Source organism: Streptomyces sp. NPDC104367 (assembly GCF_055583825.1).
Genome location: NZ_JBVJND010000005.1, coordinates 76,315 through 94,918, shown reverse-complemented (window position 1 = coordinate 94,918; position 18,604 = coordinate 76,315). Strand labels below are relative to the sequence as shown.

Genomic DNA, 18,604 nt, shown 5'->3' with positions numbered 1-18,604 from the left:
CCGGCGCCGCGATGGCTCACGTGGCTTCCAGGGTTCCGGTGCTCACGGCGGTCTCGTCCTTGAGGGCGACGCCGGTGCGGCCCAGCCGGCGGGCCCTCGTCACGAGTGCCGCCAGCTTTCCCGCCGCCGCCTCGTAGGACAGCCCCAGCGGCGGGCGGATGTTGCTGAGACAGTTGCGGTCGGCGTCCGTCGTCACCCCCGGCACCGGCCGGTGGGTCAGGTAGGCGCCCAGTGAGTCCGCCGCCGACATCCCGGGCCGCTCTCCGACGAGGACGACCACCGCCGTCGCGCCCATCGCAAAGGCGACGTCGTCCCCGAGGGCCACGCGGGCCTGCTCGGCGAGGACGACCGGTGCGAGGCTCAGGCCCGGCAGGCGGTCGGCGGTCGCCCGGATCACCGGCGCCGCGTGCTCGTGCACGGCCCGGCTGGAGAGCCCGTCGGCGACCACGAAGACCAGGTCCCAGGGGCCGTGCGGCAGGTGCGCGCGGTCCACCGGGTCGAGCCGCCGGCCCAGGTCGGGCCGCTGGAGGTAGGTCGGCCGGTCGGCGGCGGCACTGCGCACCCGCACCGTCGCCGTCCCGGTCAGCGCGGCCGCGACCAGATCCGGCGCGAACGCCGAGTGCACCGCGTCCCGCGCCGCCGCGTGGGCGGTCTGGAGCGCCAGCCGATGGTGCGTCGGCAGAGCGCTGCCGGCCCGCCCGAGCCCGATCCTGGCCTGGGTGCGGCGGCGGAGGACCGGCCACAGTCCGTCCGTCCCGAGCGCTGCTTCGGTCATGCGGTCAGTTCCCTTCCGATGGCTGTCAGCGGGTGGGCCTCGCCGGGCTCGCGGAGGGTGCCCCGGTCGTCCAGGAGGCCGATGGTGGTGAGCCAGGTCTCGAACTCGGGCGCCGGGCGCAGTCCGAGCACCTCGCGCAGGTAGAGCGCGTCGTGGTACGAGGCGGACTGGTAGTTGAGCATGATGTCGTCGCCGCCCGGGGTGCAGATCACGAAGGAGGCGCCGGCCACGCCGAGCACGGTGAGCATCGTGGCGATGTCGTCGTCGTCCGCGTCGGCGTGGTTGGTGTAGCAGATGTCCAGGCCCATGGGCAGGCCGAGGAGCTTGCCGCAGAAGTGGTCCTCCAGGGCCGCGCGGAGGATCTGCCGGCCGTCGTACAGGTACTCCGGGCCGATGAAGCCGACGACGGTGTTGACGAGGAGCGGGTCGTAGCGGCGGGCCACGGCGTACGCGCGGGCCTCCACGGTCTGCTGGTCCACCCCGTGGTGCGCGCCGGCCGACAGGGCGCTGCCCTGCCCGGTCTCGAAGTACATCGCGTTGCGGCCGACCGTCCCCCGGTCCAGCGCGCGCACCGCCTCGTGCGCCTCGTCCAGCAGGCCCAGCGTGACCCCGAAGGAGGCGTTCGCGGCCTGGGTCCCGGCGATGGACTGGAAGACCAGGTCGACCGGGGCGCCGCGCTCCATCAGGTCCACGCTCGTCGTGACGTGGCACAGGACGCAGGACTGGGTGGGGATGGCGTAGCGGCCGATCACGCCGTCCAGGAGCTCCAGCAGGTCGCGTACGGCGCCGGGGCTGTCGGTGGCCGGGTTGATGCCGATGACCGCGTCGCCGGAGCCGAGCAGCAGGCCGTCGAGGAGGGCGGCGGCGACCCCGGCCGGGTCGTCGGTGGGGTGGTTGGGCTGGAGCCGGGTGGCGAGGCGGCCGGGAAGGCCGATCGTGGAGCGGAACGCGGTGACGACCCGGACCTTGCGGGCCACCGCCACCAGGTCCGCGTTGCCCATCAGCTTGGAGACCGCCGCGGCCATCTCGGGCGTGAGACCGGGGGCCAGGGCGGCCAGCGCGGGCGTGTCGGCGGCCTCGGAGAGCAGCCACTCGCGGAACTCGCCGACCGTCAGCCCCGCGACCGGCGCGAAGGCGGCCGCGTCGTGGGTGTCCATGATCAGCCGGGTGACGTCGTCGTCCTCGTAGGGGATCACCGGTTCGGCCAGGAAGCGGGCCAGCGGCACCTCCGCCAGCGCCCAGCGGGCCGCGACCCGCTCCTCGGCGGAACCGGCGGCGAGCCCGGCCAGGCGGTCGCCGGAGCGTTCCGGGCTCGCGGCGGCCAGCAGTCGGGCGAGCGAGCCGAAGCGGTGGCTCCGGCCGCCGAGGGCGGCGGTGTACGTGGTCATGGCACGGACCGTACGAGGGGTGTGTTGCCACCAGATTTCTAAAGGTCTGATTGACAAACATTTAACGCGCCGACGCCACCGACCGACCCATTCGGACTCCAGAGTTCCGGTCCAGTGGAGCAGTGAACGACCAGGAAGGGGCCACCCCGATGGCAGTGGGCGAGGGAGTCGCCCCGGCGAGCCGTCTGGTCGCAATGGTCGTCCTGGCAATCTTTTCCGTCGGCTTCACCTCGATGGCCAAGCACATCACCTCGACCGGCGCCTTCTACGGCTTCATCTCCCACGGCCTCGGCCGTACCGCGGGCCCGGCCTCCGGGCTGCCCCTGGTGGGCCTTCGCCCCGGTGATGCTCGCCGTCAACGCCACCGGCACCTGGTTCGGCGTCTCCGTCGCCGAGAAGCTCCTCGTCGTGCTGCTCGGCACCGAGGTGACCGTCCTCGCGGCGATGGCGGCCTGCGTCACCCTGCACGGCGGCGGCCCGCACGGCTTCACCTTCGGCCCGGTGGACCCGGTCAACGCCTTCAAGGGCACGTCCGCGGGGCTCGGCCTCATCGTCGCCTTCTGGTCATGGGTCGGCTTCGCGTGTTGGGGCGGACGGTGCTGGAGGAGACGAAGGAACGGTAGGGGCGCGTGGGACCGGCACCTCGTGGAAGCGGGGTGAAGGTTCCGCTGCTTGGGCAGACTCCTCGCGACCGCGCACGTACGGTGCGTGCATGCCAGGTGAACCGCCAGGTGAATTACCGGCCGGACGCCGTGCCGCCGCGTTGGCGGCCGGTCTCGTCCTGGTCCTCGCGCCCGGGACCGCGAACGCGGCGCCCGCGCCCCGCAGTTTCCGGTACACCTGCGACTTCGGGCTGATCAGCGGGCAGCCGATGACGGGCTCGGTCACGTGGGACGTCTCCGACACCCACGTGGTCGGGCGGCCCACCGCGCGGCTGCCGGTGGCCGCGTCGGCGACGGTCGGGGACCTCGTCCCGCGGGACCTGCGCGGGATCGGGGCGACGAGCCTGGAGGGCACCGCGAAGGTGCACGCCGTGGTGGCCGCGCCGCAGGGGGACATCGACGTCACGCTGCCGATGGACGTGCCCGTGACGCAGATCCCGTCCTCCGGACCGATGACCGTCCCGGCGCACGGGACCGCGCGGTCGCTCACCTTCACCGAGGCGGGCGACGCGAAGATCGTCGTCGGCGACGTCGAGCTGCGGGTCACCCCACGGCAGGCGGACGGCGGTGAGACCGTGGTGCACACGGTGGACGCGTCGTGCGACGTCGACTCCGGCCAGGACAGGGTGCTGTCGTCGTTCCGCATCCTGCCGCGCGCGTCCCAGGAGCCGTCACCCCCGGGCACCGGGACCGGGACGGGCACGGGCAGCGGCAGCGGCACCGGGACGGGCTCGGGCACGGCGGGAGGGGGCTCGGGAAGCTCCGGGGCCGGGGGGACCCGGGGAGCCGGGCCGGGTGGCGACGGCGGCCGGGGGGACGGCTCCCGCGCTCCCGGCCCGAGCGGTACGGCGCCCGCGCCCGCGTCGGCCGCCTCGTCGGCCGCCCCTTCCTCGTCCTCTTTCCCTTCTCCGTCCGCGACCGCGTCCGCCGCGCGGGGCGCTCCGACCTTCTCCGTGACCCGGGCCGACTCCGACGACCGGGCCGCCGCGCGGGACCGCACGGCGTTCCCGGCCCCGCTGCGCGCGGCGGCCGGGGCGCTGGCGGTGGCACTGGCCGCGGCCGGCAGCGCGCTGTGGTTCCGGCGGCGCCGGGGTGACGATGCCTGAGGGCGCACCGGGCGGCGAGGAACGGGGACGGCAGGTCACCCACGCGCACCAGTACGGCTCCGGTACCCAGGTCGTCGCCGGCGCCATCGGGGTCCTGAACATCGGCGCGGGCCGCCTGCCGCAGGACGAACTGGCGGCGAGCGTCCTGCTGCGCCGGCGGGAGGAGCAGGCGCAGCTCGGCGTCCGGGAGCACCGGCGGCTCCAGGTGCGCTGGGCACCGCCGGACGACCCGGAGCTGGCGACGGACCACCCGGAGGCCGTCTGGGGCGAGCGGCCCGAGGAGGACCTGTCCGGGCAGCTGGACCGGATCGCCGAGGTCTACGAGCGGATTCCGACCCGCCGTCTCGTGGTGCTCGGCGCGGCCGGCTCGGGAAAGAGCGTGCTGGGCGCGCAGTTCGTGCTGCGGTCGCTGGAGCGGCGGTCCGCCGGCGCGGCCGTGGCGGAGGTCTTCAGCCTCGGCTCGTGGCACCCCGGCGAGACGGAGCTGACCCGCTGGCTGAGCAGCCAGTTGAGCCGGGACCGGCCCTGGCTGGCGGCCGTCACCGCGGACGGGGAGACGACCCTGGCCGAGCGGATGGTGAACGCCGGACTGGTGCTGCCGGTCCTGGACGGGTTCGACGAGATCCCCGAGGGCCTGCGCCCGCAGGCGCGGGAGAAGCTCTCCGGCACCTGGCTGCCGTACGTCCTCACCAGCCGTTACGACGAGTACAAGAAGGCGGTCGAGGGCACCACGGGGCTCCAGGGCGCGGCCGTCGTGGTGCTGGCGGACCTCCGGCCGGAGGACGCGGTGCGGTACCTGCGGCTGAGCAGTCCCCAGGGTGCCCGGGGCGGCTGGGACCGGGTGCTGGCCGAGATGCGGGACGAGCCGGAGGGCCCGCTGTGCCGGACGCTCACCACCCCGCTGATGGTCGCGCTGGCCACGGCCGTCCACGGCGAGCACGGCACGCACACCCCGGAGGCGCTGCTGGCGTCCGACGGGTTCCCGACCCGGGAGCGGCTCGAACGGCATCTGCTGAGCGCGTTCCTGCCCTCGGTGTACCGGCGCCCGGCGCAGGTGCGGCGGGCCCGGCGCTGGCTCGGCTACCTCGCCCACGACCTGGGGCAGCGGGAGACCCCGACGACCGACCTGGCCTGGTGGGAGCTGGGCACGACGCTGCCGCTCCGGCAGCGGACCACGGTGATCTCGGTGCTCGCCGGGCTCTCCTTCGCGCTCGTCACCGCGATCGGGAACATCCCCGTCGACCTGATCGCCACCGGGCACGGACTCGGCTTCGCCGTCCGGCGCGGGCTGGTCGTCGGCCTGCTGCACGGGCTGCTGCTCGGCGGCGGGTTCGGTTTCGTCTACCACCGCGCGAGCAGGGGCCGCCTGCTGAAACCGACGCCGATCGAGATCACGCTCCGCCGGGAGGCCCAACGGCAGCTGGGCGCCGGGCTGCTGACCAGGATCACGCTGGGGTCCCTGGTCGGGCTGGCGGGCGCGGTCGCGATCGTCGGGGTCGACCGGTCCCTCGTACCGTGGCTGGGCCTGGACGACGGGCTGGGCGGCGGGCTGGTGTCCGCGGCCCAGTTCCCGCTCATCATCGGGCTCGGCACCGGGGCGGTGCTCGCGGTCACGGCGCTGCTGGAGGCCACGGTGGACGTGACCAAGTCCGTCAGCTGCGCGGACCTGCTGCGGCTGAACCGGCGGAACGTGCACGCCCACGGCGTCGTCTGGGCGCTGGTGTTCGGCTTCGTCGCCTGGTTCGCCGGCAGCTTCACCGAGACCCCGCTGCGCAGCGTCCAGCTGGGGCTGACCTTCGGCATCGAGGGCGCGTTCGGCGGCGGCCTCGGCTACGGCCTCTGTCTGACCGCGTGGGGGCAGTGGGTCGCGCTGGCCCGGATCTGGCTCCCGCTGACCGGCCGGCTGCCCTGGCGCCTGGTGACGTTCCTGGAGGACGCCTGCGACAGGGGCACCCTGCGCCGGGCCGGAGCGGTCTACCAGTTCCGCCACGAACGCCTCCGGGAGGAACTGACGAACGCTCCCTGAGGGGCCCGGCCGCCGGGCCCGGCTCCGGCTCCGCCCCCGGCGCCTCACCCCGGCACCTCACCCCCGGTGCCTCACTCCCGCCCGAACAGTTCCTCCCGGCGGGTCTGCCAGCGGGTCATCATCCGGGCGATCTCGCCGTCCACGAACTCGAAGAACGCGAGGGTCTCGGCCATGCGGCGGCCCGCCGGGGTGTCGGCGCCGAGGCTGGTGACGCCCTCGCGCAGGGCCTGCTCCCACCGCTTGATGACGGCCTCCCGGTTGGTGAGGGCCTCGTACCACTGGTTGCTGTGCACCCGGTACCGCTCCCGGCGCGAGCCCGGCTCCCGTTCCCGCGCGACCATGTGCTGCTGCGCCAGGTAGCGCACCCCGCCGGAGACCGCGGCCGGGCTGACCCGGAGCTGCTCCCCGAGCTCCGCCGAGGTGAGGGTGCCCGCGTCGGAGGCGAGCAGGGCCGCGAAGATCCGGGCCGGCATCCGCTGCATCCCGGCCTCGACGAGCTGTGCCGCGAAGCTCTCCACGAACTTCGAGACCGCCTCCTGGTCGCGCCCCACCGCATCCGCACTCATGGCCACCACCCTATCGGCGCTTCACTTTCTTTCTATGCTTCCTTATCTTCACAACTTTCTGAAGGAAGCGTACGTTCTGAAGCATGACGAAGGCCATCACGGTCGCCGGACTCCACAAGTCCTTCGGCCGCACCCACGCCCTGGACGGCCTCGACCTGGACGTCGAGACCGGCGAGGTGCACGGCTTCCTCGGCCCCAACGGCTCGGGCAAGTCGACCACCGTCCGGGTACTGCTGGGCCTGCTGCGCGCGGACTCGGGCACCGCGCGGGTCCTGGGCCGCGACCCCTGGCGGGACGCCGTGGAGGTGCACCGCCGGATCGCCTACGTCCCCGGCGACGTGACCCTGTGGCGCAACCTCTCCGGCGGCGAGGTCATCGACCTGTACGGCAGGCTGCGCGGCGGCCTGGACCCGGCGCGCCGCGCGGACCTGATCGAGCGCTTCGAGCTGGACCCCACCAGGAAGGGCCGCACCTACAGCAAGGGCAACCGCCAGAAGGTCGCCCTGATCGCCGCCTTCGCCTCCGACGCCGACCTGCTGATCCTCGACGAACCGACCTCCGGCCTCGACCCCCTCATGGAGGAGGTCTTCCGGCGCTGCGTGGAGGAGCAGCGGGACCGGGGCCGGACCGTGCTGCTGTCGTCCCACATCCTCGGCGAGGTCGAGGAACTCTGCGACCGCGTCAGCATCATCCGCGCCGGCCGCACCGTGGAGTCCGGCTCGCTCGGCGACCTGCGCCACCTCACCCGCACGAGCGTGACCGCCGAACTCGCCGCTCCCCCCGACGGGCTGGCGCACCTGCCCGGCGTCCACGACCTCGACGTCCAGGGCCACCGCGTCCGCCTCCAGGTCGACACCGACCGGCTCACCGCCGTACTCCGCGCGCTCTCCCGGACCGGCGTGCGCTCCCTCACCTGCACGCCCCCGACCTTGGAGGAACTCTTCCTGCGCCACTACCGGGACGAGACCGAAGGGGCGGTGGCCCGGTGACGACCGCCCTCTCGGGCCTCACCGGCACCGGCACCCTGCTGCGCCTCGCCCTGCGCCGCGACCGGGTGACGACCCCGGTGTGGATCGCGGTGAACGCGCTGATGGTCCTCTCGATGCCGGACACCCTGCGGAGCCTGTACGGCACGGACGAGGAACGCGCCCGCCTGGTGCGGCAGTTGGAGACCAACGCGTCCTTCCGCGCGCTGATCGGCCCGCTCCACGACACCTCGCTCGGCGCGCTGACGGCCTGGCGGGTGGGCGTGTTCGCCGGCGTCCTCGCGGCCGCCACCAGCCTGCTCGTCGTCGTACGGCACACCCGTGACGAGGAGGAGACCGGCCGCGCGGAGCTGCTCGCCTCGGGCGCGGTGGGCCGCCGGGCGTCGCTGACCGCGGCGCTGCTGGCCGCCGCGGTCGCCAACGCCGTACTCGCGCTGCTGGTCACGGCGGGCCTGGCGGGGCAGGGCGCGGCCGGGGCGCTGTCCTTCGGGCTCGGCCTCGGCGCCGTCGGCATGCTCTTCGCGACGACGGCGGCGATCGCGGCCCAGCTGACGGAGAGCGCGCGGCAGGCGCGGGGCCTGACGTCGGCGGTGCTCGGCGCGGCCTTCGTGCTGCGCGCGGCGGGCGACTCGGCGCGGGCCGACGGCTCGTCACCGCTGACCTGGCTCTCGCCGCTGGGCTGGCTGGAGGAGCTGCGCCCGTTCGCCTCCGAACGCTGGTGGGTGCTGCTCCTGTTCACGGGGGCGGTGCTCGCGCAGGCGGCCGTGGCCTACCTCCTGGCGGGCCGCCGCGACCTGGGCATGAGCTTCTTCCCGGCCCGCCCCGGTCCGGCCGCCGGCCGCCTCGGCTCCGCCGCCGCGCTCGCCTGGCGGCTCCAGCGGGGCGCGGTGCTCGGCTGGTCGCTCGGCTTCTTCCTGGCGGGCGTGGTCTACGGCGGGCTCACGGAGGGCGTGGCCGGCCTGGTCGGCGACAACGAGAACGCGCGGGCGGTCATCGAGCGGATGGGCGGCCGCGGCGGCCTCACCGACGCGTTCCTCGCCTCGATGATCGGCACCCTGGGCCTGGTCGCGGCGCTGTTCGTCGTGGCCTCCGTCCTGCGCCTGGACGGCGAGGAGTCCGCGGGGCGCGCCGAGCCGCTGCTGGCCTGCGCGGTGGGCCGGCTGCGCTGGGCGGGCGGCCATCTGACCGTCGCCTTCGCCGGTTCGGCCCTGATCATGCTGCTGGCCGCGGCGGGTATCGCCGTCGGCTACGGCCGGGAGGCGGGCCCCGTCGTGGCCGCCTGCCTGGTGCAGGTCCCGGCGGTGTGGCTGATCGGCGGACTGACGGTCCTGCTGTACGGCCTGGCGCCCCGGCTCGCCCCGGCGGCCTGGGGCGTGGCGGTGGCGGTGCTGCTGATCGGCTGGATCGGCCCGGCCCTGAACGCGCCCCGGCCCGTCCTCGGCCTCTCCCCCTTCGGCCATCTGCCGAAGCTGCCCGGCGGGGAGATGTCATGGACCCCGGTGCTGACACTGCTGGTGCTGGCGGCGACGCTGACCGCCGCCGGGCTGGCGGGACTACGCCACCGGGACCTGACGGCGGGCTGAGGCGCGGACCATGCGGACCATGCGGGCCGCTCGGGCCGCTCGGGCCGCTCAGACCGTGACGGCGAGCCCCTCCAGTCCCCGGATCACGAAGTTCGGCTTGCGCTCCGGCTCCGCCGCCAGGTCCAGGTCCGGGGCCCGCTCCAGCAGGGCCGCCATCGAGGCGGCCAGCTCGATCCGGGCGAGCGGGGCACCGATGCAGTAGTGGATGCCGGCGCTGAAGGAGATGTGCGGGTTGTCGCCGCGGGCGAGGTCGAGCCGGCCGGGATCGTGGAAGACCGCCGGGTCGTGGTTGGCGGAGCCGAAGAGCATGGCGATCTCGGCACCGCGCGGGACGGCGACCCCGTCGATCTCGATGTCGTCCAGCACCCAGCGCTCGAAGAGCTGGAGCGGGGTGTCGTAGCGCATCAGCTCCTCGATCGCGGTGGGGATCAGGGAGTGGTCGGCGCGCAGGGCTGCCAGCTGGCCGGGGTTGCGGAAGAGGGCGTACCAGCCGTTCACCGTGGCGTTGACGGTGGCCTCGTGACCGGCGTTCAGGAGCAGGACGGCCGTGGAGATCATCTCCTGCTCGGTGAGCCGGTCGCCCTCGTCGTGCGCCTCGATGAGCCCGGAGATCAGGTCGTCGCCGGGGGCCGCGCGCCGCTCGGCGATCAGCTCCCGCAGGTACTCGGAGAACTCGACGCTGGCGCGCACCGCCCGCTCCGCCGTCCCGGTGGACGGGTTCAGCTCGTACATCCCGCAGATGTCCGCCGACCAGGGCCGCAGCGGGCCCCGGTCCGCCTCCGGGATGCCCAGCATCTCGGCGATGACGGCGACCGGCAGCGGCTCGGCGACGTCCTTGAGCAGGTCGCCGCCGCCCTTCTCGACCAGCCGGTCGACGAGTTCACCGGCGTACCCGGCCACGTACGGTCTGAGCCGCTCGACCGTGCGCGGGGTGAACGCCTTCGAGACCAGCCGCCGGATGCGGGTGTGGTCCGGCGGTTCCAGGTCGAGCATGCCGTGGTCGTTGAGCGTGTGGAACGGCTCGTGCTCCGGCGGGGGCGCGGTCCGTCCGAAGTCCTCGTGCGTGAACCGGTGCTGGTACGTCCGCCCGAGCCGCCGGTCCCGCAGCAGCGCCGAGACATCGGCGTGGTGCGGGACGAGCCACTGGTCCGTGGGCTCGAAGTACTGCACCCGGCCCCGGGCGCGGAGCTCGGCGTAGGAGGGGTAAGGGTCGGCGAGGAAGTCCGGGTCCCAGGGGTCGAAGGCTGCCATGCACGGACGTTAGACCGCAGCTCCCCCTCCTGACCAGGGGTGACCGCCCTACGGACCGTATTCCTGCTGCATCAGCCCCCACAGCCTGAAGTAACTTGCGAGTTCCCCGGGACCGGGTGGGAACACCGGCGATCGGAGTCGCACATGCCCCGCGAGGCGCCCTATCTGACCGTGGCGGACGCGTTGCGCGCGCGGATCACCGCGGGCGAGTGGCGGGTCGGGGACCGGCTTCCGTCGCGGGCCCGGCTCACCGAGGAGTACGGCGTGGGACGCAACGTCGTGCAACGGGCGGTGGAGCGGCTGGCCGTCGACGGCCTGATGGAGGGACGCGCGGGTTCGGGGACGTACCTGCGGGTGCCGAGGGAGCGGCTGCGGATGGTCCGCTCCCGGCGCCGCGAGGGCTCGCTCGCCGCGCTCACGGAGCGGGGCAGGGCGGGCACGTGGGAGGCCCACAGCCAGGCCCGGGTCCCCGCGCCGGCCGCCATCGCCGAGCGGCTGGCCGTCGGCGCCGGCGACCTGTGCGTCCGCACGCGCTACGAGTTCCTCGCCGACGGCAGGCCCGTCCAGCTCTCCGACTCCTGGGAACCGCTGGCCCTCACGGACGGCACCCCCGTCGTGCTCCCCGAGCGCGGGCCGCTCGCGGGCAGGGGCGTGGTCGAGCGGATGCGGTCGATCGGCGTGGAGGTCGCGACGGTGGTCGAGCTGCCCCGCCCGGCCCGCGCCACCCGGGCCCAGGCGAACCTGCTGGGCATCACGGCCGGGGACCTCGTGCTCCGCATCGAGCGGACCATCCACGACATCGACGGCCGCCCGGTGGAGACCGCCGACATCGTCGTCCCGGACGCCTGCCGTGAGGTCGTCTACGAGTTCGCGGTCGAGCGGTGACCGATGCGTCCTGGAGCGGGAGGCCGGGCTCTCGTCCTACGGCGTCGGCCTGGTGCTGTCCGGGATGGGCTGCGGTGCGCTGCTGGGCGCGCTGCTCGCCGCGCGGGCCGCGCGGCGGTTCGGGCGGCGCACGGTGGTCTGGCTGGCCCCGCTGGTCACCTGTCCGCCGGCCGCGCTGATGCCGGCGGCCCGGCCTGGCTGGAGCGTGGCCGCGGCCGGGCTGGGGGCGCTGTCCCTGGGCGGGGTCGTCCGCGTGGTGGCCCAGTCCAGCGTGCAGCAGTCGCTGACACCGGACCGGCTGCTGGGCCGCATGAGCGCGACGGCCCGTTTCGTCTCCTGGGGCGGCATCCCGCTGGGCGCCGTCCTGGGCGGCACCGCGGGCTCCGCACTCGGCACACCGGCCGCACTCTGGATCGGCACCGCCGGAATGACCCTGAGCTCCCTGCCCAACGCCCTGTCAACGCACCGCGCCCACCTTGAGGTGACCGACCAGAGCGGCGAACGCGGGGGCGGGAAAGGTAAGGGTGGCGCGGGTGGGGGCCTTTGAGTCACGTATGGCTATACGGGCGTGCGCGTCGGCGACTTCGACACAGGTGTCGCCCTGACCGCCCCCGGAGTACGTCGACTTGCGCCAGTTCATTACGGCTCCTTCGTCAGTCGGTGGATGAACTCCCGTGATGCGGTGGAGTCCAGCGACGCTCCCCGCATCTTAAGGAAGAGCACTCGAAGCTGTTCCAGCTGATCTGCCGCGTCGATGAAGGCGACGCCGGTGGGAGCGTCGCGAAGGCCGGTGTCCAACTGCGGTACCGGTCCACTCGCGTACATCATCGAGATTCCGGCGCCGCCGAAACCGTCCTGGTCGAAGGGGATGACGCGAACCGTCGCGTGTCCCCGTTCGATCTGGTCCAGGATCTGCCGGAGTTGGGCCCTCCAGACTCTGCGATCCGACACCCGCACGCGGAGAGCGCACTCATGGATGAGCGTCTCGTAGGGGGTGGGGCGGTCGCCCTCGATGACCGCCCGCCGCCGCATCCGGTGCTCCACCCAAGGGGCCAGCACGCTCGCGGGCAGCCCGGGTTGCACGTACGCATAGACCGCGCGGGCGTAGTCGGCTGTCTGCAGCAGCCCCGGAACGTAGGTGATCACGGCTTCTCGCAGGGAGGTTGCGTGACACTCGGCTTCAGCAGTGTCCAGGAACACCGGAGGCAGCACTCCCCGGTACTCCTCCCACCAGCCACGCGTACGGTCGCCGGTCATCCCTGTCAGCGCGTCGATCAACGCTTCGTCCGTGCAACCGTAGTGCTCTGCCAGACGGCGGACGCGCTCTGCGCTGACGCCGGCGATCCCCGCTTCCATCTGGCTCACCTGAACCGAGGTCGAGCCCAGGAACGCCACCGCTTCACGGGCCTTCAGGCCCGCCGCCTCGCGCAGCTTGCGCAGTTCGGCCCCGAGGCGGACCTGCCGGGCAGTGGGATTCCCCCTCGGCGGCATGCGATCTCCCGTCCCAACCCACTCGGTGAACCAACCACGTTCGGGTGTCAGATTACGACAGCGGCTTGCCCTGGAATAATTTTCTGCCCTACCGTCGGTGATGCGACGAACACCCTGCGAAACCGGAACTCCGGAAGTGCACCGCTCCGTCCTGCCACGGCGGTTGCGGCAATGCCACCGTCCGATGACCGCACCCCCCACCAGCCGAACGGAGTTCACGCATGTCCGAAAGCGACTCCTGGGAGTACTCACTCCACGTCCCCGACGACCCGCGCGCCGTCACCGTCTGCCGCCGCACACTCCGGCTGATCCTGACCATGCACGAACTGATCGACGTGATCGACACCGCGGAACTGCTCGCCACGGAGTTGGTCTCCAACGCCGTACGGCACACGAAGGGCCCGGTCGCCCTGCGGGTGCGCTACTCGGACGGGGCGCTGCGGGTCGGCGCATGCGACGCGGATCCCGAACCCCCGACCCTTCCCGGCGAGTCGCCGGCCTTCGCCGACGGCGACGAGGAGAACGGCCGAGGCCTGGCCCTGGTCCGCGCCTGCTCCGACCTGTGGGGCTGGCAGTCACTGTCCGGATCCGGCGGCCGGGGCAAGTACGTGTGGTGCGAACTGGCCACGGCGTGACAGATCCACAGGACACCGGGCAGACCCGCTGCGTCGTGCCCCTGAGACCCGGAGGCAACTGATGAGCACCATGGAAATCTTCTTCCGCTCCGCGGCGGCCGAGAAAGTTCGTGAAGAGGGGCGTGAAGAAGGACGCGAGGAAGGGCGTGAGGAGGAGCGGGGGCAGATGGTGATCATGTTGCTGGAGCGTCGTGGGGTGCCGGTCTCCGAGCAGGTGCGCGAGTGCGTCCTGTCCTGCCGTGACTACGAACGGCTCGGCGTCTGGATGGACCGTGCGTGGGAGGCCACGAGCGCCGAGGAACTCTTCGACGCCCCGGGCGTCTGATCCCGTTCCGGTCGTGTCGGCGGGGGCGGGTACGGGTTTTCTATCCTTGCCCGATGGCGACACCAGATTTTGTTCTCGCGTTGCGCGAGAAGATCGGAAACGAGCCGTTGTGGCTGTCGGGCGTGACCGCGGTGGTCCTGAGGGAGGGGGCCGTGCTGCTGGCGAAGCGTGCCGACACCAGTGAGTGGACCGCGGTGACGGGCATCATCGACCCCGGGGAGCAGCCGGCCGACGCCGCGGTGCGGGAGGTGCTGGAGGAGACCGCCGTCGAAGCCGTCCCGGAGCGCCTGGCGATGGTGAACGTCACGGACCAGGTGCGCTACGCCAACGGAGACCGGGCGCAGTACCTCGACCTGGTGTTCCGGCTGCGCTGGCGATCCGGTGAACCGCGGCCGGCCGACGGCGAGAACACCGCCGCCCGCTGGTTCCCCCTGGACGGCCTGCCGCCCATGACGGACGACATGCTCGCCCGCATAGCCGCCGCCGTGGACGACGAGCCGGCCGCTCGGTTCACGGTCTCCGCCTAGCCTCCGCGGAGGGTCAGGACGTGAAGTGGCGGCTCGGCGCCGGCTCCCGCTGGCCGCTGGGCTCCCAGTCGCCCTGACCGAGGACGACCTCGGGGTCGAACATGACGATGGCGCCCGCGAGGACCAGGGCCGCCACCGGACCGGCCAGCATGACGAGGAGGAAGGAGAGCAGGCTGGTGGAGGACTGGCCGCTCTGCGCCTGGACGACGTGGACGCTCACGCCGGCCATGCCGGTGTAGTGCATGGCCGTGACCGCGGCCCCCATCACGAGGCTCGCTCCGACGGTCGCCCAGACCGCGCTGATCGACACCGCCGCCCAGAGCGCGGCGGTCGCGGCGACCACGGCGATCACCACGGAGAGGACGACGGCCACCGTGCTGTAGTGCACGGTGCCGCCGGTGTCCATCGCGGTCATGCCGAGGTAGTGCATCGCCGCCACCCCGAGACCGGTCAGCACGCCCGCGGTGCCCAGCGTGGCGGTGCCGGAGCCGCGGTAGCCGACCAGGAAGACGCCGACGGCGACCACCACGATGGCGACGAAGAGGCTGAGCAGCGTCCGGCCGGTGTCGTAATTGACCAGCGCGCCGTCGACGCTGAACCCGATCATCGCGATGAAGTGCATGGTCCAGATGCCGCAGCCGAGGGAGACCGCGCCCAGGGCAAGCCAGCCGAATCGTTTCTCCCCACGCCCGCGGCCGATCGAACGGGTCGTGCAGCGCAGGGCCAGCACGGCTCCCAGACAGGCCATCAGATAGGCGACGATCGGGGTGATCAGCCCATAGTGGAACTCGGACACGTCAGCGGTCATCGCGGCAACTTTCCTCACGCGAACGGGGACGGCGGTGAGCGGTTCCCGCCGGGGAAGCAGGAAGGGGAACGCGGGGTGGGGACGGGGTGCTGAAACGGGTGAATGCAGCCGTAACAGGCGACCGAAACGCGCCACCTGGCTGATTCATTCACCATTCAAACACAACTTGAGCACGCTGTGTCCACTCCTGTACCGCTCGCTACCGAAACGCAACAACGACAGTGCTTTTGGCATGTGCGTCCCGCCCGCGGCTAGCCCGGAGTCACCAGCCGCGCCTCGTACGCGAACACCGCCGCCTGGGTGCGGTCCCTGAGCCCCAGCTTCACCAGCACCCGGCTGACATGGGTCTTGATCGTCGACTCGGCCACCACCAGCCGCTCCGCCATCTCCGCGTTGGACAGGCCCCGTGCGATGAGGACGAGCACCTCCGTCTCCCGGTCGGTGAGGCCGCCGTAGGCCGCGTGGGCCGTGGGCATCGGACGGGGACTGTCGGCCAGCCGGGAGAACTCCGTGATCAGGCGCCTGGTGACCGAGGGGGCGAGCAGGGCCTCCCCGGAGGCGACCACGCGCACGCCGTCCGCCAGTTGCCGGGCCGAGGCGTCCTTGAGGAGGAAGCCGGAGGCTCCCGCGCGCAGGGCCTGGTAGACGTACTCGTCGAGGTCGAACGTGGTGAGGACCAGGACCTTCGCCGTGCTGTCGGCGGCCACGATCTCCCGGGTCGCCTCGATGCCGTTCACACCGGGCATCCGGATGTCCATCAGAACCACGTCGGGCGCCAGTTCACGGACCCGGTCCACCGCCTCCCGGCCGTTGACCGCCTCGCCGACGACCTCGATGTCCGGCATCGCGTTCAGCAGGACCGAGAAGCCCTCGCGCACCATCATCTGGTCGTCCGCGATCAGGACGCGGATGGTCATGCGTCACCTTCGGCGGTCGTGGCGACCGGCAGGAACACCGTCACCTCGTAGCCTCCCTCGGCCGTCGGGGCCGCCGTCATCTCGCCGTTCAGCATCGAGACCCGCTCCCGCATGCCCGCGATGCCGTGACCGGCGCCGGGGGACGGCTTGAGCAGGGCCGGCCGGGGCGGCGGACCGTTGACCACCCGCAGGCCCAGCCCGCCCAGGACGTAGCCGATCTCCACCCGGGCGCTCGCGCCCGGCGCGTGGCGCAGGGTGTTGCTCAGCGCCTCCTGCACGATGCGGTACGCCGACAGCTCCACGCCCTGCGGGAGTTCGCGGACCGCGCCGGTCACCGCCTTGTCGACGCCCAGACCCGCCTCCCGCACATTGGCCAGCAGCGCGTCCAGGTCGGCCAGGGTGGGCTGCGGTGCGTCCGGGGCCTCGTAGTCCTCGGCACGGACCACCCCGAGGACACGGCGCAGCTCGGTGAGGGCGGCCACCGCGTTCTCGCGGATCGTGACGAACGCCTTCTCCAGCTCCGGCGGCGGGTTCTCCACCCGGTACGGCGCCGCCTCCGCCTGGATCGCGACCACCGACATGTGGTGGGCCACCACGTCGTGCAGCTCGCGGGCGATCGTCGTGCGCTCCTCCAGGAGCGTGCGCCGGGAACGCTCGTGCGCGGTCACCGTCCGCTGCTCGGTCACCGTCTGCTCGGCCTCCCGCCGGATCTGCCGCACGCTCACCGCGAGCAGGACGATCGCGGAGACGACCAGCATCGGGCCGACGTTGTCGCCGTAGTGGCCCGAGCCGAAGACGGAGACGGCCGAGAAGCCGTAGAACGCGGTGATCGCCCACATCCAGGCCGCCGTGCGCGGGCGGGTGCGGGCCGCGACGACCGCCAGCACCACCACGTGGGAGAGGAAGTTGCCCGGCGTCCAGGGCCAGTCGTCCCAGGCGCTGCCCAGCAGGTTGCCGACGCAGGCCGCGAGGAGCGACAGCCAGAAGGCGGCGACCGGGCGGGCCAGCGTGAGCAGCACCGGCGCGAGCGCGAACAGGCCGGCCACCAGGCTCCCGAACCCGCCCTGCGGACGGTTCGCGACGGACACCATCAGCACCAGTGCGCCGGCCGCGGTCACCGCGAGGTGCGGGGCCCGGGCCGCGTACTCCCGCAGCCGCCCGGAGAACCTGCGGACGAACGGGTGGTCGTCGCCCAGCGGGGGCAACGGGCGGTAGGCGAAGGCGTCGTCGAACAGGTCCTGCCGCAGCCTGCGCAGGGCCTCCAGGGCCGCCCGGACCTCCGGACTGCGCGGCTTGTAGGGGTCGAACGCGCCGTCCGGCGGCTCCGGCGGCATCGACCGCGTCTCGGTCGTGGTGTCGGTCGTCTCGGTCGTCGTGTCGGTCGTCTCGGTCACGTACCCGACCGTAGGCGGAGCCCGGGGTCGCCGTCGTCACCAGTGAGAAGGGTCCTCCGGCCTCCTCCTCAGGTACTACGGGGACGGGGTCCCTCAGTAGCCCGACGGCCGTACCGGCCCCGACTCGTACGCGAACACCGCGGCCCGGGTGCGGTCCCGCAGCCCGAGCTTCACCGGGATGCGGCCCACGTGGGTCTTCACCGTCCGCTCGGCGACGACCGGCCGCCCGGCTGTCCCCGCGTTCGACAGACCCCGTGTCCGGGGCGCTCACCAGGCCAGTTGGGCGATCTCCTCCGCCACCACCGCGCAGGCGTCCGCCGCCGGGTCGATCAGGGGGAAGTGGCCGACGTCCTCCAGCAGCGTCAGGCCGACCACCTCGCCGGCCTTGGCCGCCGCGTCCGCGTAGGACTCGGCGACCGCCTGCGGGACGACCACGTCCGTGCGGCCCTGGACCAGGGTGGTCGCGATGCCCGTGGGCAGCAGCAGCGCCGGGTCGGCGTAGCGCTGACGGTCGGAGAACTTCTCCTCCCCGCCGAGGAGTTGCAGCGCGGCGTTCCCGCAGACGTCGAGCTTCTCGGCCATCGCGAAGTCCGCGATCGGGGCCAGGGCGACGACACCGCGCAGCGGGGCCGGCCCGGAGGTGCGCCACCCTGCGTCCGCCGGGAGCACGTGCCGTGCCGCCGCCCACAGCGCCAGGTGGCCGCCCGCCGAGTGGCCGGTGAGCACCGTACGGCGCAGGTCCGCCCGGGGCACCGCCGCGCGGGCCAGCTCCCCCAGCGCGTCCAGCGCCGCCGCGACGTCGTCGAAGGTGTCCGGCCAGCGCCCGGCGACCGGGGCCGTACCGCCCTGCGCGGGGAGCGCCGCGCCGCGCCGGTACTCGACGTTGGCCACCGCGAAGCCGCGCCGGGCCAGGTAGTCGGCGAAGGGGGTGATGTGGCCGCGGTCGTACGGTGCCCGCCACGCGCCCCCGTGCAGGACGACCACGAGCGGGGCCGATGCCTCCTCGCCGCGCGGGGCGTAGAAGTCGATCACCTGGTCGGGGTGGTCGCCGTAGGCCGCCGTGGCGTCGGGCTCGACGTGCGGGTGCGCGAAGGCCGACTCCTCCTCGGCGGCGGCCCGTGCTGCTGCGGCGTCGTCCGGCATGCTCCAACCTCTCAACGACATGGTGTTCTTGGCGGACCAGGTGGGGAACTCGGCCGTTGGCCGGGACGGTATCAGGCCGGTGACGTGCGGCGACACGTGGATGTGACGCACGGTGAGGATTAAACGGTTCTGTACC

At 73.2% G+C, this 18,604-nt stretch carries 18 protein-coding genes and 3 pseudogenes; 10 read left to right on the top strand and 11 right to left on the bottom strand.

Translation table 11 applies throughout. From position 1 onward, the window contains the following. Positions 1–16 precede the first annotated feature (16 nt). Both eutC and ACZ619_RS09445 read right to left on the bottom strand, forming a co-directional pair. On the bottom strand, positions 17–775 hold the full coding sequence (gene eutC / locus ACZ619_RS09450; protein ID WP_469596245.1) for an ethanolamine ammonia-lyase subunit EutC: 759 nt from the start codon (positions 773–775) through the stop codon (positions 17–19). Beyond that, a complete protein-coding gene (locus ACZ619_RS09445; protein ID WP_469596243.1) occupies positions 772–2,163 on the bottom strand; it encodes an ethanolamine ammonia-lyase subunit EutB in 1,392 nt (463 codons plus the stop codon). The genes eutC and ACZ619_RS09445 overlap by 4 nt, the downstream gene beginning before the upstream one ends. 149 nt (positions 2,164–2,312) lie before the next feature. Here ACZ619_RS09445 and ACZ619_RS09440 point away from each other — a divergent pair. The 3 genes and pseudogenes from ACZ619_RS09440 to ACZ619_RS09430 all read left to right on the top strand — a co-directional run. Then, a pseudogene (locus tag ACZ619_RS09440) lies at positions 2,313–2,742 on the top strand (amino acid permease); the annotation flags it as partial. Between the two features lie 133 nt (positions 2,743–2,875). Beyond that, positions 2,876–3,931, top strand: a complete 1,056-nt coding sequence (locus tag ACZ619_RS09435) for a DUF6801 domain-containing protein (protein ID WP_469596240.1) — start codon at positions 2,876–2,878, stop codon at positions 3,929–3,931. Continuing rightward, positions 3,924–5,957, top strand: coding sequence for an NACHT domain-containing protein (locus ACZ619_RS09430; protein ID WP_469596238.1), 2,034 nt, complete (start codon positions 3,924–3,926; stop codon positions 5,955–5,957). Before ACZ619_RS09435 ends, ACZ619_RS09430 begins: the two co-directional genes overlap by 8 nt. A 71-nt stretch (positions 5,958–6,028) precedes the next feature. Here ACZ619_RS09430 and ACZ619_RS09425 read toward each other — a convergent pair whose 3' ends face one another. Continuing rightward, positions 6,029–6,523 (bottom strand): GbsR/MarR family transcriptional regulator, encoded by a 495-nt coding sequence (locus tag ACZ619_RS09425; RefSeq protein WP_469596235.1) that lies wholly within the window; start codon positions 6,521–6,523, stop codon positions 6,029–6,031. An 83-nt stretch (positions 6,524–6,606) separates the two neighbouring features. Between ACZ619_RS09425 and ACZ619_RS09420 the strand changes: the two genes are divergently transcribed. Together ACZ619_RS09420 and ACZ619_RS09415 are read left to right on the top strand one after the other, a co-directional pair. Further along, positions 6,607–7,512 carry an ABC transporter ATP-binding protein gene (locus ACZ619_RS09420; protein ID WP_469596232.1) on the top strand — a complete coding sequence of 302 codons (906 nt, stop codon included), beginning with the start codon at positions 6,607–6,609 and terminating at the stop codon, positions 7,510–7,512. Beyond that, complete coding sequence (locus ACZ619_RS09415; RefSeq protein WP_469596229.1) at positions 7,509–9,092, top strand: ABC transporter permease; 1,584 nt, start codon at positions 7,509–7,511, stop codon at positions 9,090–9,092. The genes ACZ619_RS09420 and ACZ619_RS09415 overlap by 4 nt, the downstream gene beginning before the upstream one ends. Positions 9,093–9,140: 48 nt before the next feature. Here ACZ619_RS09415 and ACZ619_RS09410 read toward each other — a convergent pair whose 3' ends face one another. Continuing rightward, positions 9,141–10,343, bottom strand: a complete 1,203-nt coding sequence (locus ACZ619_RS09410; protein WP_469596226.1) for a cytochrome P450 — start codon at positions 10,341–10,343, stop codon at positions 9,141–9,143. Between the two features lie 144 nt (positions 10,344–10,487). Between ACZ619_RS09410 and ACZ619_RS09405 the strand changes: the two genes are divergently transcribed. Further along, complete coding sequence (locus ACZ619_RS09405) at positions 10,488–11,228, top strand: GntR family transcriptional regulator (protein ID WP_469596224.1); 741 nt, start codon at positions 10,488–10,490, stop codon at positions 11,226–11,228. A 64-nt stretch (positions 11,229–11,292) separates the two neighbouring features. Then, a pseudogene (locus ACZ619_RS09400) lies at positions 11,293–11,616 on the top strand (MFS transporter); the annotation flags it as partial. A 69-nt stretch (positions 11,617–11,685) separates the two neighbouring features. Here ACZ619_RS09400 and ACZ619_RS09395 read toward each other — a convergent pair. Continuing rightward, positions 11,686–11,868: a DUF397 domain-containing protein gene (locus tag ACZ619_RS09395; protein ID WP_469596221.1), complete on the bottom strand. Its 183-nt coding sequence runs from the start codon at positions 11,866–11,868 to the stop codon at positions 11,686–11,688. After that, entirely contained in the window at positions 11,868–12,719 is an 852-nt protein-coding gene (locus ACZ619_RS09390; RefSeq protein ID WP_469596219.1) for a helix-turn-helix domain-containing protein, read from the bottom strand. Before ACZ619_RS09390 ends, ACZ619_RS09395 begins: the two co-directional genes overlap by 1 nt. A 221-nt stretch (positions 12,720–12,940) precedes the next feature. Between ACZ619_RS09390 and ACZ619_RS09385 the strand changes: the two genes are divergently transcribed. From ACZ619_RS09385 to ACZ619_RS09375, 3 genes are all read left to right on the top strand, one after another. Continuing rightward, positions 12,941–13,354, top strand: coding sequence for an ATP-binding protein (locus ACZ619_RS09385; RefSeq protein ID WP_469596218.1), 414 nt, complete (start codon positions 12,941–12,943; stop codon positions 13,352–13,354). A 61-nt stretch (positions 13,355–13,415) separates the two neighbouring features. Then, a complete protein-coding gene (locus tag ACZ619_RS09380) occupies positions 13,416–13,679 on the top strand; it encodes a hypothetical protein (RefSeq protein WP_469596216.1) in 264 nt (87 codons plus the stop codon). Between the two features lie 53 nt (positions 13,680–13,732). Further along, entirely contained in the window at positions 13,733–14,206 is a 474-nt protein-coding gene (locus tag ACZ619_RS09375) for an NUDIX hydrolase (protein ID WP_469596214.1), read from the top strand. A gap of 13 nt (positions 14,207–14,219) precedes the next feature. On the opposite strand, the gene ACZ619_RS09370 is transcribed toward ACZ619_RS09375, so the two are convergent. From ACZ619_RS09370 to ACZ619_RS09350, 5 genes and pseudogenes are all read right to left on the bottom strand, one after another. Next, positions 14,220–15,014 carry an MHYT domain-containing protein gene (locus tag ACZ619_RS09370; protein WP_469596212.1) on the bottom strand — a complete coding sequence of 265 codons (795 nt, stop codon included), beginning with the start codon at positions 15,012–15,014 and terminating at the stop codon, positions 14,220–14,222. A gap of 251 nt (positions 15,015–15,265) precedes the next feature. Continuing rightward, positions 15,266–15,931, bottom strand: a complete 666-nt coding sequence (locus ACZ619_RS09365) for a response regulator transcription factor (protein ID WP_469596210.1) — start codon at positions 15,929–15,931, stop codon at positions 15,266–15,268. Then, positions 15,928–17,265: a sensor histidine kinase gene (locus ACZ619_RS09360; protein WP_469596761.1), complete on the bottom strand. Its 1,338-nt coding sequence runs from the start codon at positions 17,263–17,265 to the stop codon at positions 15,928–15,930. The genes ACZ619_RS09365 and ACZ619_RS09360 overlap by 4 nt, the downstream gene beginning before the upstream one ends. Positions 17,266–17,418: 153 nt before the next feature. Beyond that, positions 17,419–17,580: pseudogene (locus ACZ619_RS09355) on the bottom strand (response regulator transcription factor); the annotation flags it as partial. A 12-nt stretch (positions 17,581–17,592) separates the two neighbouring features. Continuing rightward, on the bottom strand, positions 17,593–18,468 hold the full coding sequence (locus ACZ619_RS09350) for an alpha/beta hydrolase (protein ID WP_469596759.1): 876 nt from the start codon (positions 18,466–18,468) through the stop codon (positions 17,593–17,595). Between the last annotated feature and the right edge of the window lie 136 nt (positions 18,469–18,604).

Excerpts from the sequence above, each read along its gene's own strand:
- eutC (WP_469596245.1), bottom strand. The coding sequence starts at position 775 with ATGACCGAAGCAGCGCTCGGGACGGACGGACTGTGGCCGGTCCTCCGC.
- ACZ619_RS09445 (WP_469596243.1), bottom strand. The coding sequence starts at position 2,163 with ATGACCACGTACACCGCCGCCCTCGGCGGCCGGAGCCACCGCTTCGGC.
- ACZ619_RS09435 (WP_469596240.1), top strand. The coding sequence starts at position 2,876 with ATGCCAGGTGAACCGCCAGGTGAATTACCGGCCGGACGCCGTGCCGCC.
- ACZ619_RS09430 (WP_469596238.1), top strand. The coding sequence starts at position 3,924 with ATGCCTGAGGGCGCACCGGGCGGCGAGGAACGGGGACGGCAGGTCACC.
- ACZ619_RS09425 (WP_469596235.1), bottom strand. The coding sequence starts at position 6,523 with ATGAGTGCGGATGCGGTGGGGCGCGACCAGGAGGCGGTCTCGAAGTTC.
- ACZ619_RS09420 (WP_469596232.1), top strand. The coding sequence starts at position 6,607 with ATGACGAAGGCCATCACGGTCGCCGGACTCCACAAGTCCTTCGGCCGC.
- ACZ619_RS09410 (WP_469596226.1), bottom strand. The coding sequence starts at position 10,343 with ATGGCAGCCTTCGACCCCTGGGACCCGGACTTCCTCGCCGACCCTTAC.
- ACZ619_RS09405 (WP_469596224.1), top strand. The coding sequence starts at position 10,488 with ATGCCCCGCGAGGCGCCCTATCTGACCGTGGCGGACGCGTTGCGCGCG.
- ACZ619_RS09395 (WP_469596221.1), bottom strand. The coding sequence starts at position 11,868 with ATGAACTGGCGCAAGTCGACGTACTCCGGGGGCGGTCAGGGCGACACC.
- ACZ619_RS09390 (WP_469596219.1), bottom strand. The coding sequence starts at position 12,719 with ATGCCGCCGAGGGGGAATCCCACTGCCCGGCAGGTCCGCCTCGGGGCC.
- ACZ619_RS09385 (WP_469596218.1), top strand. The coding sequence starts at position 12,941 with ATGTCCGAAAGCGACTCCTGGGAGTACTCACTCCACGTCCCCGACGAC.
- ACZ619_RS09380 (WP_469596216.1), top strand. The coding sequence starts at position 13,416 with ATGAGCACCATGGAAATCTTCTTCCGCTCCGCGGCGGCCGAGAAAGTT.
- ACZ619_RS09375 (WP_469596214.1), top strand. The coding sequence starts at position 13,733 with ATGGCGACACCAGATTTTGTTCTCGCGTTGCGCGAGAAGATCGGAAAC.
- ACZ619_RS09370 (WP_469596212.1), bottom strand. The coding sequence starts at position 15,014 with ATGACCGCTGACGTGTCCGAGTTCCACTATGGGCTGATCACCCCGATC.
- ACZ619_RS09365 (WP_469596210.1), bottom strand. The coding sequence starts at position 15,931 with ATGACCATCCGCGTCCTGATCGCGGACGACCAGATGATGGTGCGCGAG.
- ACZ619_RS09360 (WP_469596761.1), bottom strand. The coding sequence starts at position 17,265 with ATGCCGCCGGAGCCGCCGGACGGCGCGTTCGACCCCTACAAGCCGCGC.
- ACZ619_RS09350 (WP_469596759.1), bottom strand. The coding sequence starts at position 18,468 with ATGCCGGACGACGCCGCAGCAGCACGGGCCGCCGCCGAGGAGGAGTCG.